Source organism: Citrobacter sp. GW821-FHT02E08, from assembly GCF_059421685.1.
In genome coordinates this window covers 131,536-143,986 of record NZ_JBWKVL010000010.1, presented here as the reverse complement: position 1 = coordinate 143,986, position 12,451 = coordinate 131,536, and the positions used below count along the sequence as shown (strand labels likewise).

Annotated in this window: 13 protein-coding genes and 1 pseudogene; 7 read left to right on the top strand and 7 right to left on the bottom strand. The window is 54.3% G+C overall.

Annotated elements, in window-relative coordinates; translation table 11 throughout:
• Positions 1–74: 74 nt before the first annotated feature.
• Both AC07UY_RS14335 and AC07UY_RS14330 read right to left on the bottom strand, forming a co-directional pair.
• Entirely contained in the window at positions 75–296 is a 222-nt protein-coding gene (locus AC07UY_RS14335) for a helix-turn-helix domain-containing protein (protein ID WP_001805387.1), read from the bottom strand.
• A 39-nt stretch (positions 297–335) separates the two neighbouring features.
• Positions 336–599, bottom strand: a complete 264-nt coding sequence (locus tag AC07UY_RS14330; RefSeq protein WP_032170344.1) for a helix-turn-helix domain-containing protein — start codon at positions 597–599, stop codon at positions 336–338.
• Between the two features lie 109 nt (positions 600–708).
• Between AC07UY_RS14330 and AC07UY_RS14325 the strand changes: the two genes are divergently transcribed.
• A complete protein-coding gene (locus tag AC07UY_RS14325) occupies positions 709–969 on the top strand; it encodes a helix-turn-helix domain-containing protein (protein ID WP_494701393.1) in 261 nt (86 codons plus the stop codon).
• Complete coding sequence (locus tag AC07UY_RS14320) at positions 966–1,691, top strand: Crp/Fnr family transcriptional regulator (protein WP_494701394.1); 726 nt, start codon at positions 966–968, stop codon at positions 1,689–1,691. The genes AC07UY_RS14325 and AC07UY_RS14320 overlap by 4 nt, the downstream gene beginning before the upstream one ends.
• On the opposite strand, the gene AC07UY_RS14315 is transcribed toward AC07UY_RS14320, so the two are convergent.
• From AC07UY_RS14315 to AC07UY_RS14300, 4 genes are read right to left on the bottom strand one after another with little or no spacing between them, the layout of a single operon-like run.
• Positions 1,658–2,839, bottom strand: a complete 1,182-nt coding sequence (locus AC07UY_RS14315) for an anaerobic sulfatase maturase (protein ID WP_494701395.1) — start codon at positions 2,837–2,839, stop codon at positions 1,658–1,660. The genes AC07UY_RS14320 and AC07UY_RS14315 overlap by 34 nt on opposite strands.
• The gene (locus tag AC07UY_RS14310; RefSeq protein ID WP_494701396.1) at positions 2,836–3,636 is read right to left on the bottom strand and encodes a sulfite exporter TauE/SafE family protein; all 801 of its coding nucleotides are present in this window, start codon (positions 3,634–3,636) and stop codon (positions 2,836–2,838) included. Before AC07UY_RS14310 ends, AC07UY_RS14315 begins: the two co-directional genes overlap by 4 nt.
• Before the next feature lie 3 nt (positions 3,637–3,639).
• Positions 3,640–4,932 (bottom strand): sulfatase family protein, encoded by a 1,293-nt coding sequence (locus AC07UY_RS14305; RefSeq protein WP_494701443.1) that lies wholly within the window; start codon positions 4,930–4,932, stop codon positions 3,640–3,642.
• A 13-nt stretch (positions 4,933–4,945) separates the two neighbouring features.
• The gene (locus AC07UY_RS14300) at positions 4,946–6,190 is read right to left on the bottom strand and encodes an oligosaccharide MFS transporter (RefSeq protein WP_494701397.1); all 1,245 of its coding nucleotides are present in this window, start codon (positions 6,188–6,190) and stop codon (positions 4,946–4,948) included.
• 314 nt (positions 6,191–6,504) lie between these two features.
• On the opposite strand from AC07UY_RS14300, the gene AC07UY_RS14295 reads away from it, so the two are divergent.
• The 5 genes from AC07UY_RS14295 (at position 6,505) to AC07UY_RS14275 (ending at position 12,243) form a co-directional block, all read left to right on the top strand.
• Positions 6,505–8,112: a pectate lyase gene (locus AC07UY_RS14295; RefSeq protein ID WP_494701398.1), complete on the top strand. Its 1,608-nt coding sequence runs from the start codon at positions 6,505–6,507 to the stop codon at positions 8,110–8,112.
• 99 nt (positions 8,113–8,211) lie between these two features.
• A complete protein-coding gene (locus tag AC07UY_RS14290) occupies positions 8,212–9,144 on the top strand; it encodes a TIGR03756 family integrating conjugative element protein (RefSeq protein ID WP_494701399.1) in 933 nt (310 codons plus the stop codon).
• Positions 9,145–9,146: 2 nt separating this feature from the next.
• Positions 9,147–10,514 (top strand): integrating conjugative element protein, encoded by a 1,368-nt coding sequence (locus AC07UY_RS14285; RefSeq protein ID WP_494701400.1) that lies wholly within the window; start codon positions 9,147–9,149, stop codon positions 10,512–10,514.
• Complete coding sequence (locus AC07UY_RS14280) at positions 10,511–10,768, top strand: hypothetical protein (protein WP_494701401.1); 258 nt, start codon at positions 10,511–10,513, stop codon at positions 10,766–10,768. Before AC07UY_RS14285 ends, AC07UY_RS14280 begins: the two co-directional genes overlap by 4 nt.
• Positions 10,765–12,243: a conjugal transfer protein TraG N-terminal domain-containing protein gene (locus tag AC07UY_RS14275; protein ID WP_494701402.1), complete on the top strand. Its 1,479-nt coding sequence runs from the start codon at positions 10,765–10,767 to the stop codon at positions 12,241–12,243. The genes AC07UY_RS14280 and AC07UY_RS14275 overlap by 4 nt, the downstream gene beginning before the upstream one ends.
• Here AC07UY_RS14275 and AC07UY_RS14270 read toward each other — a convergent pair.
• Positions 12,213–12,420 (bottom strand): annotated as a pseudogene (locus AC07UY_RS14270) (transposase); the annotation flags it as partial. The gene AC07UY_RS14275 and the pseudogene AC07UY_RS14270 sit on opposite strands and share 31 nt — an antisense overlap.
• Positions 12,421–12,451: the final 31 nt, after the last annotated feature.

The window sequence follows — 12,451 nt, the reverse complement described above, 5'->3', positions numbered from 1 at the left end:
ATTGATTGAATCAAGTCACTTTTTGGCAGTATGTTTCCTAAGAAAAGGAATCATTAAATGACCTATAACATTAGTTAACTAAACTCAAAAAGCTTACTAATTTCAATCTCTAGCCCTGCCGCAAGGACACTGATCACTTCAAGGGTAGGATTTCTGACCCCTCTTTCAATCCCACTCACATACGTGCGATCTAGGCCACACTTGTCAGCAAATGCTTCCTGAGATAAGCCTGATTGTAACCTGAGCTTTTTAAGGTGTGCGCCAAAAAGAGCCTGAATACTGGATGAATTTTTCATCCAAGAAAGATGACGTGTTGACGTCTATCAGACCACGGACTATGAGTCACAAAGCGTGGTTTCTATTTCTTCTTTAGTATTTGTTTCGAACATAAACAAATGACTAAGATCTAAATCCAGACCACCAGAGATTGCCCACAAAATTTCAAGTGTAGGGTTCCGTACTCCGCGCTCAATTCCACTCATGTATGAGCGATCAATACCGCATTTGTCGGCAAAGTCTTCCTGAGACAGCCCCGTCTCCCGACGAAGTTGCCTGATTCGGTTGCCTAGCAGTTTTTTGATTGATCCGGTCTTTTCCATAAGACCAGCATCAATCTTTGTTGCCTATTGTTCCACGGACTATAAGTCACATAAAAAGCGTGCTAGCATACTCTAATGTGACTCATAGCCCACAAATGAGGTAACAGGAATGACTAAACAAGACTGGCACCCAGCCGACATCATCGCCGCACTGCACAAGCGCGGCACCAGTATGGCAGCGGTCTCGCGGGAAGCGGGGCTGGCCTCCTCCACTCTGGCGAATGCGCTTTCACGTCCCTGGCCGAAAGGCGAATGGCTGATTGCTCGCGCACTCAACGTTCACCCAGCAAAAATCTGGCCTAGCCGCTATGAGGAAAAAGGCGAACTACGGCAACCGAAAAATCCGCTCCCCGCCAGGTGTCGGTTATGATCATTTCAGACGTCAGCTTCCATGACACACCCTCTGCTGTCCAGGTTCAGCAGGCTGCCATTCCACCGCCAGCAGAAATGCCGTTTCTCACAGCTCCGGTGCGCAATCATACCTCTTTCCACTCTACCCACTTTTCCCGTCATGCCCTGCTACGCCCTATCGCTCGTGAAGCAGGAAGCAAAATCTATCTACAAGAAGAACCCATATGTGGTTTCTGGTATCTCAACCATGGCGTCGTCGGTTTACACCACACGCTGGAAAACGGCAAAGAGATGCTGGTTCGCGCCTGCCAACAGGGGGACTGGTTTGGCTATCTGGGGTTGTTTGGCTCTGAGTTCTACCACTGCCACGCCTGCGTTTTGCAGACAGCATCGCTGTGCCACGTCATTCCTCACTCCAACAGCGATTTCCTGCGCCATCATCCGCAGTTCGTCCAGTTTCTGTTAAATCAGGTGGTGGCAAGTCTGTCCGATGCAGAGCATCGCATGACCTGGATAGCCCGTTACCGCACCCGTCACCGGGTACTGAGCAGCCTCTGGTATCTGACGAGTTATTTTCCCGGTTATGACTGGACGTGGCGTGAAGTGGCGGAATTTGCGGGGTGTGAGACAGAGACAGCGTTACGGTTCAGCAAGGAATTAAGACTGGCCGGGATACTGGACGATTCGCAGCGCCGTCTGCATGTATGTCATCCGGAGCGACTGGCAGCATTACTGGCATAAGCCACAATATCATCCACCACCGTCATCACCCCTGCCGGAGACTGCTGCAAACGAATCTGCTGCGCCATATAGGTCATATACGGATCCATATGGCTGAACATCATGCGATATCCGGCACAAAGATGATTCAGCCGCTCGTGTAGTCGATGCTTCGGGCAACCGCCCTGGCAGGCAAAGCGCCACGGGCAGCGATGGCAATCATCCGGGAGCTGCGCTTTCTGCTGGCCGAATCGCCGTTGTGCTTTACCCGCAACCAGCTTTTCCAGTGGCTGCTGTAGCAAATTGCCTAACCGATGCTCCGCATCCACATAGTGGTCGCAACTGTAGATATCACCGTTCTGCTCAACCACCAGCCCACGTCCGCAGGTGGGCTGCATTACGCATATCGCCGGACGTTCGCCCAGCCACGCCGCCAGCGTGTTATCAAAAAGCTGAACGAATACCCGCCCGACATCATGACGCACCCACTCATCAAAGATGGCGATCATAAACCGCCCGTAATATTCCCCCGTCACGGACCAGGGCAACAGCCCACGTTGCGCATCATGCTCCACTACCGGAATGAACTGGAGAAACTCAGCCCCCACCTCACGCGTCAGAAAGCGGTAAATTTCCAGCGGAGCCTGTGCCGTCACGTTGTTCACCACGGTCAGGATATTCACCTCCACACGATGACGCTTCAGCGTATCCAGCGCCGCCATCACCTGATCGAACACGGGCTTACCGCTGCCCGTCTTACGGTAATGATTATGCAGATGCGCCGGGCCATCCAGCGATATCCCCACAAGAAACCGATGCTGAGCCAGAAATGCCGCCCATTCGTCGTTAATCAGCACCCCGTTGGTCTGAAGGCTGTTGGTAATACGCTTATCCCCGGCAAAGCGTTGCTGGAGCGCTACGGCCCGGCGATAAAAATCAAGCCCGGCCAGCGTGGGCTCGCCGCCCTGCCAGGTAAAGTTCACCTCCGTGCCGGGCGATGCCGCGATGTACTGGCGAATATACGTTTCCAGCACCTTATCGGACATATGCCGCTGTCCGCAGGTATCCCGCAACACCCCCTGCCCTTTTGCCAGGTAAAAACAGTAATCACAGGCCAGATTGCAGCGCCAACCCGCAGGTTTTGCCATCAGATGGAAAACGTGTTTCATAGCGTCACCAGAATCAACGTGGCAATCATCAGCAATACTCCGGAGAAAACGCGGTGTAGCCAGCATTCCGGCAGCAGAGTACGCAGTCTCATGCTGACAGGCTGGAACGCCAGCGTGCAGAGAAAGATCACGGCCACAATAGCCATATTGACGTAACCAAACTGCATCGATAGTGGCAATGCACCGGTATCCGGTGCCGTGCGATACAGATAGCTGACCACCGTTCCGGCGCTGCCGAACACCATCATCCAGTTACAGTACACAGCGATATGCTGGCGCGGGATCCCGGAGATCTGCGACATCAGCGGAGCAAGCACGGAACCGCCGCCCAGCCCGGTTAACCCGGCCACGGCACCACCGGCGGTACACAACAACATCCCGGCGCTGCGCGTCCGGTTATCCGGTTGTACGTTTTGCTGAGTTGTCGGGGGCGAAAATCCAGAGCGTAATGCCAGCCCCACGAGAACCAGCGCAAACAACATCAGCAGCACCTTATCCGACAACAAAAAACTGGCGTACACGCCCGCCTGCATTCCCGTAGCCATCCCCAGCGACCAGAGCACCAGCAGCCGCGTATTCAGGCGGATACCCTGCCGCCAGAAGGCGCAGATGTTGATCAACGCACTCAGCATCACCACCGTCAGGGACGTCGCAGCCAGCACCTGCACAGCACATTGCGGAAACAGCAGATGCAGCACCGGCACGAGCAGGATACTGCCCCCGACGCCAAACAGCGCCGAGAGCAGGCTGGTTGCCATACCACAGCCGCAGAGTGCGGCAATCATCCATGCTGTCATCACTTACTCCACCGGAACAATGACGGATAGGTCTTCACCAATCTCTGTCATTTTGCGGCCAATATCCTGACGTAATTTATCGCGGATCCGCGCATGTTCCGGGCTGGCAATCAGGTTCTGGCGCTCCCACGGGTCGTTCAGCAGGTCATAAAGCTGGCTCTCTACATAGATCTCTGCGGCTGCCTCATTCCACGGATCGCTGCCGGGTGCGACAATTTCATATTTCCAGCGCGGCGTGCGCAGCGCCCGCCCGACTTCCGATTCGCTAATCTGGATCAGCACCTCTTCGTCCCAGTGCTCAGCATCCAGGGCGGTTTGCAGATCACGCCCCATCATGACATCCGGCACCGTAATGCTGGCGGCGCTTAACATTGTGGGCGGGATATCCAGCAACGTCACCAGATGCTCCACCGTCCTGCCGCCGCTGAATGGCCCGCCTCGCGCCACGCAGGGAATACGAATACTGGACTCATGGCATGAGCGTTTGTATTCATCGTTGCGGGTGCGGAAGTGGCAACCGTGATCGCTGAAAAACAGGATAATCGTGTTGTCGTATTCACCGCTGGCCTTCAGGTAATCGACAATACGCCCGAGGTTCTCATCAAGGTTCTGGCACATGCCGTAATAGTCAGGAAGGTTCTGCGGCCAGTCGCCGGGGCGGTTAATCAGATCCGGCGGCACCGCTGCGCTCTGGAAACGTTCGGCGTAGCCATCCGGGGCGACAAAACGCGCCATATCGTTCTGGAAGTGCGGCTCCAGGTAAGAGAGGAATAGCAGGAACGGGTTATCCCGTGGGCGTTGTTTCAGGTAATCGAGGGCAAATGTGGTCTGGTCATCCACCCGGTAGCCATCGAAATACACCGGCTGGTTATCGTTATCAAAAAAGTGACCGCCGTAAGGGTGCGATGTATGTTCCAGCGCATCTGCCGCCAGCCAGTATTTCCAGCCACCGCGCAGTTCTTCCGGCACCGGTTTTTCATCCAGATCCGCCAGGTGCCATTTACCGATGTAGGCAGTGTCATACCCTGCCTGATTGAACAGCTTCGCCAGCGTCACCTCATCCTGTCGCATGGCGATATTATTGCGGTAACAGCCGTTCTGCGTCGGGTAACGCCCGGTTTGCAGGCAGGAACGTGCCGGGCCGCAGACCGGCTGGACGGTAAAGGCGTTTTCGAACTTCACGCCCTCGCGGGCAAGCTGGTCCAGCACAGGGGTAGTACTGACGGCAGGGTTGTAGCAGCCCACCGTATCCCAGCGCTGTTGATCGGTGAAAAAGACCAGAATATTCGGTTGCATCATGTTCTCTCCTTTAGAGTGTGGCAGGTGCGCAGGCGCCCGCCGTTTTCTGGCGTGGGGTCGAAGTCAGCAGGAAAGCGGACAGCAGAGTGAACGCGGCAGTGATACTGCCGAGGATCAGATAGGTGCTATGGAAGCCGATGGTGTCGTACAGGTGGCCTGCAACGGTAGATAAAACAATGGCGGCGGACTGCTTGATAAACATCACGCCCACCAGATAGATAGTCCCTGACAGGCGAGTATCAAAAACGTCAGTAATATATTTGAAAATACCAATCAGCAGGAAAGGTACTTCAAAATTATGCAGCATCCGTAAGAAGAGCACTTCAATCGGTCCGGTGGCAAAGGAGGAACCAACGATCCTAATCGTCATAATGGTACCAGTAATTAATAATGCATTCTTGCTGCCAATATATTTATTAATCAGCAGCGGAATAAAAAACATTACGGCGGCATCGCCGAGATTCCCGGCAGTCGTAATATAGCCGAATGCTCTTGCCGCCTGTTCCTGATGGTCAAAGAAACGAGTGAAGAAATTAATAAACTGCTGGTCGAAAACATCATAAATACAGGCCACGCCTAATACATATAATGTGAAATACCAGAACCGACGGAGTTTAAATAGCTCCAGCACGCTCACCTTTTGCTGACGGACCTGCTCCGCTGCAATGCCCGGCAATGGCTCAGAACGGGCAACCAGCAGTATCACCACCAGCAGCAAAGCCAGCGCCGACCCGATCCAGTAAATCCATGTCGGATCGAAGCCATACAGAATGCCGGAGATAGTGGCGCAGGCCGCCGATCCAAAGCAGCCAAACAGCCGGGGACGGCCATACTCAAATCCCCGATTACGACTGACCTTCTCGACAAAGGCCTCCACCGCGCCATAACCCGCGTGGAAGATAAATCCCAGATACAGACCGCCCACCACCAGCCCAATCGCAAAATGGCTTTGCAGCAGCGGGTTATACACGTAGATAAAGAACGGCGCGAAGAGCACCATCAGGGTAACGATCAGCCATAGCAGGTGTTTTTTCGGCCCCAGCTTATCCGTTACCCAGCCCAGTAGCGGTTGCAAGCAAATCGCTGCCACGGCGAAGGAAGAAAACACCATACCAATATGCGTTTTATCCAGCCCTACCATTCGGGTTAGCCACATGGGTAAAAACAAAAAGCAGGAAGACCAGTTGTAGTAATAGAACAGGAAAAAGAATCCCCAGAGGATCACATTCCATCGGGTGTCATGTGTTTTAATCATTGCCGCCACCTTAATAAGCATCATCAAACAGAGGCACTGTTTTCCGACGACAACGACGCAGAACAGTGTGCGGGAATGGTAAAAAACAAAGGACCAAAATGCTTATAACAACTGTCATATCAAAATTGATAATTTTGTGACTCTTACCACATTCGTGAGCAGAAACGTCGTTTCATACCCGAAATTTACCATCTGTATCAAACAGTAAGCAAATGGCACCGTGTGGTCTGTCTGGCAATATCCCTTTCTTAATTTTGTTAATGATTAACAGCCAGTTTTATTACCCCGATTCATTCAGAAATGAGGCTAATATCATGACAACTTATCTATCAAAGAATATCAGCCGGTATAAGGGGAGTAATCTGCGGTACAGGTTATTCTTTACGGCACTCACGCTGTTATTTTCGTTTTCCCTCCACGCACAGTCAATTTATATAGATTGCTCCGCTACCGTTAACGGTGATGGCACCGCCAGCAATCCCATTAATTCGATCAGTACGCTTAACAACCATGAGTTGCATCCGGGAGACAGCATACTGTTTCGCCGTGGCACTACCTGTAATGGCGAAGTGGTCGCCGCAACTTCCGGCTCAGAGAATGCCCCAGTTATCTATGATGCCTGGGGCGAAGGAACGGTGTTACCTCGCATAGAAGCAAACGGCAACGAAGCGGCTTTCCACATGACAGATGTCAGTTGGGTAACGGTACAGAATCTGGAACTTTCGGCCAGCGGTGATGGAAAATCCCCCCGCCGGGGATTATGGGTTAGTGCCACCGATAGTGGAGAACACCAGGGGATCCGCCTTCAGCACCTGAATATTCATGACGTCCGTGGAGAAATGCCAGCCACAAAAAATCCTTCGGACAGCAGCATAGGCAAATATGCCCATGCTTCCGGCGGCATTGTGGTGGAGGCGCTCGGTAACACCAAGCCCACCTGGTTTAGCGGGCTGGATATCAGCGATAATATTATTCACGCCGTCGATCGCGAGGGTATCTACACCTGGTCCAATTGGTGTCAGCGCCCGGAACTGGTCGAGTTCTGGTACAGTTTATGTACTGCGAAGTGGCAGCCATTCAACAATACCCATATCAGCCACAATATGCTTTCTGACATTGGTGGCGATGGCATCGCGCCCATGACCAGTACGGACAGCACGGTGGAATACAACGTGCTGAATGGTTTTAATATGCGCTCCGGCTCACCAAATGCCGGAATGTGGTCGGCCAACAGCGACAATATCGTTTACCAGTACAATTTCGCTTCAGGAGGACATACCACACAGGACGGTATGTCTTACGATGTCGATCACTCAACGAATGGCATTGTCTATCAGTACAATATTTCCTCGGGTAATGAAGGCGGCTTTTTCCTGCTTTGTCCCTATGGGTACGATGTACCCGGCAAATCGCGCAACTTCGTAATCCGCTATAACCTGTCCGTGGCGGACAGAACCCGCACCTTCCAGGTATGCAGCGGCGGCGTGATTAACGGCCAGATCTACAACAACACTATTTTGCTGCCGCCAGACACAACCAGCGCCCATCTCATTCTGACAGAAGGAGCAACCAACGATGGCGCAGTTGAGCTTAAGCTGACTAACAACATCCTGATGGGTGATGGCTCAGGCGTTCCTCCCGTCTGGGATTACAACGACTCCGTCATTACTGGCGATCACAATCTCTATTACAATGTTCCGGTAATGCCATCTGACAGTTATGCGTTAATCAATGACCCTATGCTGGCGAATCCCGGACCAGAAAACGTTCGCTGGCAAGACTATTTGCCGCAACCAGGCTCACCGGCCATTAATGCGGGGATCGCAGTCACTGGCGCACCTGCACACGATGCTTTAAATCAGGCTATCGGAACACCACCGACTATCGGCGCACTGGAGCCGGAAAGTAGCTCCCGGCGATAACTACAGCAGTATATTTTACCAGGCAGTATTGAATTTCTTACTGCGCTAAATGCTTCCTCCGCGTACACCATTTTGTATTCATCGTGTCGCGGAGGAAACATGTTCAGGCGTAGATTGTTCTTCATACCAATACTGTGTCTGTCCAGCCTCGCACAGGCCATCACCACGCCAGAAATCGCCGCTTCCGCGCTATCACCGGAATGTGTGCATTACCAGATCGTGGGCGTCTGCTACTGGCTTTTTTGTTCACCGTTTGGCTGCTCGGTGCGTACTTCGTTGAAAGTAAGACATTTTCGCCCGGACCTGGTGGTGTCGGCCTACAGCGTGACCGGGCAAAACCCGTGGATTGAGATGTCGCCGTTAAGCTCGCCGTTGCCCGGTATCGCCGAAGCCGGTGGCGATACCAACCCTCGCGCCGTCGGCCAGCACAGTAAAGTCCGGTTTAAAAATGCCGATGCAATTGGCTTCCCTGCTGGTGATGCGCTGGCAAATTTTTTCTCCCAATTTGGCTACGTCTGCGCCCCATCGTCACAGCCTTTTCTCCCCTACTTTCTCAGCACGCTGGATGCGCTCGCCTGGCGTAGCGGAGTACCGGAAATGTTCTACCCGGAGGCGTTAACGCCAGGACTGCGCGAAGTCAGCAAAGACGGCGATATGTGGGGCAATATCTACCCGCGAGCTGGGGCGCTCAGCCAGACGCATGACTACAAGGCCGGGGCAGTCATCGCCCAACGCGCAGCCGATCTGGTAACGCGCAATGGTCAGCCGCATGTTTATGTTCCTCTGACTGCCTCTTCACACGATGGCTACTGGCCTCCGGATCCGGTCACGGAAGGCGACAGCAATAACCACCAGTGGCAGATGCTGGTTCCTAAAAAATCCGCCTCCTGCACCATCTTCCCGGATGGCTCCGCCACCGACTCTTACGCCGATAAACTGGCGGAGGATGGCGCATATGCCTGGACGCTGTGGCGACCCTATAAATGCTGCCCACGCCGTGGGCAGACCTTTCTTGGCAGCAGCGGAGGTTAACTATGCGCTCAGCCTGGTGTCTTCTGTTCGTCGCCTTTTTCGCCCCGGCGGCTGATAAATATCAGTATCAGCAACAGGGGGCAATCAGCGACTGGATGTATTACCGCATCGGTGGTGGCGCGGCCATCTCCCCACCGCCAACCCGGCGCAACACCTTTCCGCTGACGGCGGGCATAAGCTGGAACAGCGATATGATGTGCGGCAATTTCGATATCGACACCACGGTGCGCAACCAGCTCAACGGCGTGACGGACGGTTTCCAGCAACTGATGGGAGAAGTCATCGAAAGTGCTACCAGTGCGGTCGCCAGCCTGCCCGCGATGGTTATCCAACGTGCCAATCCCCAGCTCTACGATCTGCTGACCAACGGTGTGCTTCAGGGACGGCTCGACTTCGATAAATCGCTGCTAAGCTGTCAGAAAATGGCGGGCAAAATGACCGATTACGCACTCGGTCCGGCATGGACGCAGAGCGCCCAGGCGGAGAACTATCAGGGAATTGCGGCCAGCGAAAAAGACGCCGTTCGCGCCGACCAGAGAGCTGCTGAAGAAGCGGCAGAGAAAGGCAAACGCTGGGTGGGCGGCGAACATCGCGGCGGTAAAGGCCAGCCGCCCATCAAACTGATACGCGATACGACGGTTGCAGGCTACAACATCCTCAATAATCGCAGCGCAACCAGCACCAGCTCGGTATCCGGCAACGACTGTCAGGGTGAACTTTGCCAGGTATGGAGCAAACCCGACGACGCTGCGCAATGGCTGACTCGGGTGGTTGGCGAGCAGACCATTAACGTCGCCCCGGATAACGATCAGTCCGGCGATACGAGCCAGCAAAGCGGCGCACAATCCGGCGTAGGACTGACGCCGCTGATTCAGGAAGAACAGGATAAGATCCAGCCGTTGATTATCGATATGGTGAACCGCAGCCAGCCTGTTAACGATGACACACTGGCACAGGCCAGCGGTGGCGAGCTGCATCTGACGCGCGGCGTTATCGAGGCGCTGCGCGACGATCCTGATGCTGCGGTACTGATCCAGCGGCTCTCCGGCGAACTGGCGCTTTCTCGCGTGATGGAGCAGGCGCTGATGGCCCGGCGCACGCTGCTGGCCGGAATGCGCGAACCCAATGTATCCGGTGAAAAAGAGGCACAAACCGCGCTGACCCAGACCACCGCCCAGCTCGACCAGGAACTGTCGCAGCTTAAGCTGGAACTGGATATGCGCCAAGCGCTGGCGGATAACGCGGCCCTCACCATCCTTGAGCGTCAGACAACGCGTGCGAAGACCAAAGGTCAGGCTGTCGGCGTGGAGGACGACACCGACAAACGGGTGGACGATCTCAGCAAACCCACTGGCGGGGATATGCAATGAAACGGCTGATGCTCTCCGGCACCCTGATTCTGGTCTGCATGGCAGTGATGTTTTATCTGGCTACTGACAATACACCGCAGATTAACCGCAGCGACCTGCTGCCCTGGCGCATAATGCTATACGGTGTGATTTGTGGTGTGGGCTGGCATCTGTATGACCGCTTACCGCCACATCGTCCGGCAATCCGCCGTATCGCGCTGATATTTATCGTACTGATTGTGCTCAACGAAATCGTGCCGGAGGTGTTCCGGTGACGACCAACAGCTATCTGGAATACTTTCTGACGCTGCTCGGCTGGGTGGTCAATAACGGGCTGTGGAACGCGATCAGCGCCACCGGATTATTCGCCCTGCCGCTACTGATTAAGCTGCTGGCGCTGTGGTTACAGGCCAGAAGTCAGGGTGCGGATGAAGGCAACAAAGCTGCGCTGTCCCTGATATGGACCGAGCACCTGATGTACACCTCGTTGCTGGTCATTATGTTCACCTGCGTGCCAATGTTGAACATCGACCTCGATACCATCAAATATGACACCACGCGCTCAAAGCAGTGCGGCATGTCGGTGCCTCAGCCCGCCGATACCGGCTATCAACCGATTATAAACTCGTTGGGCGGTAAAACCGCCGCCGTCCCGGTCTGGTGGTATTTTATTCATGTGATCAGCAAAGGTATCACCAGCGCAACGGTTGCCACCCTTCCCTGCCAGCCGGATCTGCGTCAGATCCGCTTTGAGGTACAGCACACCCGCATTAAGGATCCGTCTCTGGCTCAGGAATTGCGGGATTTCGTTGAGGAGTGTTACGCCCCTTCCCGCGCCCGCCTGAAATTCCGCGCCGGAGAGCTGGATGATGACACCAGTGACGATACGGCCTGGCTGGGATCAGCATACTTTCTCAACACGGCGGGTTACTACGATACCGACCATGCGCTTTCACCACACAGCGCCTGGCCGTACAGTGCATCACGAGACGCCGGGCTGGCCGATACTGGCGTGGGCGGCTACCCCACCTGTAAACAGTGGTGGGCCGACGACACCGTTGGGCTGAAAGCCCGGCTCCTGCAACTCCCGACCCCGGATATCTGGACGGCATTTAAAAAAGTCGGCCAGCCTCAGACGGTGTATGAAGAGGCCGTGCTGCGCTCGCTGGTCAGTGAACGCAACATGCAGGTGTCGCAGAACGGGCGCGTTTATCCCGGCTATGGCGGCAATATCGATGGCACCATAACCAATGCCGCCACCCGACTGGCATCCAGCGCCGGAAATATCCTCGGCAGCATAGCGGCGTTCCCGGCATTCGACAGCGTGCGTCAGGCGCTACCGATGGTACAGGCGCTGCTGCAAATGGCGCTGGTGATCTGTATTCCGCTGATAACGCTCTGTTCGGCATGGGACGTGAAGGTGGTGATGACGCTGACGTTTGTGCAGTTTGCGCTGTTTTTCCTCACCTTCTGGTGGGAGCTGGCCCGGTGGCTAGATAGCTGGCTGTTGGATGTGCTCTACAACAGCGATACCCACAGTAGCTGGAATCTGACCGGGCTCCAGAATACGCAGGATGACGTGATCATCAATCTGGTGATGGGGTCGATGTTTCTGGTGTTGCCGACGTTCTGGCTGGGGGCGATGGCATGGGCGGGAGTGAGGGTTGGCGTGGCGATGAATGGGGCGCTGGCGGGTGGGATTAAGGTGGCGCAGGATAGTGGGGGGAAGGCTGGTACAAAGATTGGGTGAGGTAGATTTGCTTTTAATTCAGTCACCGTGCATTTCTTCATATTGCAGTAATGCGATACTGCAATAAAGCTCTTTATCGAGATTACCTTTGAGGATTTTGTATCTGTACTTCGGTGTCCATACAAGATGATACTGATAGCGATAGAATACGTGGGTAGCGGATTTATATCTGCCCATACTATTTACTCCTTGATTTGCTAGTAATAAA

Bases quoted from the DNA above. Each gene is read 5' to 3' on its own strand.
- AC07UY_RS14280 (WP_494701401.1), top strand. From the start codon at position 10,511: ATGAAACGGCTGATGCTCTCCGGCACCCTGATTCTGGTCTGCATGGCA.
- AC07UY_RS14285 (WP_494701400.1), top strand. From the start codon at position 9,147: ATGCGCTCAGCCTGGTGTCTTCTGTTCGTCGCCTTTTTCGCCCCGGCG.
- AC07UY_RS14295 (WP_494701398.1), top strand. From the start codon at position 6,505: ATGACAACTTATCTATCAAAGAATATCAGCCGGTATAAGGGGAGTAAT.
- AC07UY_RS14315 (WP_494701395.1), bottom strand. From the start codon at position 2,839: ATGAAACACGTTTTCCATCTGATGGCAAAACCTGCGGGTTGGCGCTGC.
- AC07UY_RS14305 (WP_494701443.1), bottom strand. From the start codon at position 4,932: ATGCAACCGAATATTCTGGTCTTTTTCACCGATCAACAGCGCTGGGAT.
- AC07UY_RS14325 (WP_494701393.1), top strand. From the start codon at position 709: ATGACTAAACAAGACTGGCACCCAGCCGACATCATCGCCGCACTGCAC.
- AC07UY_RS14330 (WP_032170344.1), bottom strand. From the start codon at position 599: ATGGAAAAGACCGGATCAATCAAAAAACTGCTAGGCAACCGAATCAGG.
- AC07UY_RS14290 (WP_494701399.1), top strand. From the start codon at position 8,212: ATGTTCAGGCGTAGATTGTTCTTCATACCAATACTGTGTCTGTCCAGC.
- AC07UY_RS14335 (WP_001805387.1), bottom strand. From the start codon at position 296: ATGAAAAATTCATCCAGTATTCAGGCTCTTTTTGGCGCACACCTTAAA.
- AC07UY_RS14310 (WP_494701396.1), bottom strand. From the start codon at position 3,636: ATGACAGCATGGATGATTGCCGCACTCTGCGGCTGTGGTATGGCAACC.
- AC07UY_RS14320 (WP_494701394.1), top strand. From the start codon at position 966: ATGATCATTTCAGACGTCAGCTTCCATGACACACCCTCTGCTGTCCAG.
- AC07UY_RS14300 (WP_494701397.1), bottom strand. From the start codon at position 6,190: ATGATTAAAACACATGACACCCGATGGAATGTGATCCTCTGGGGATTC.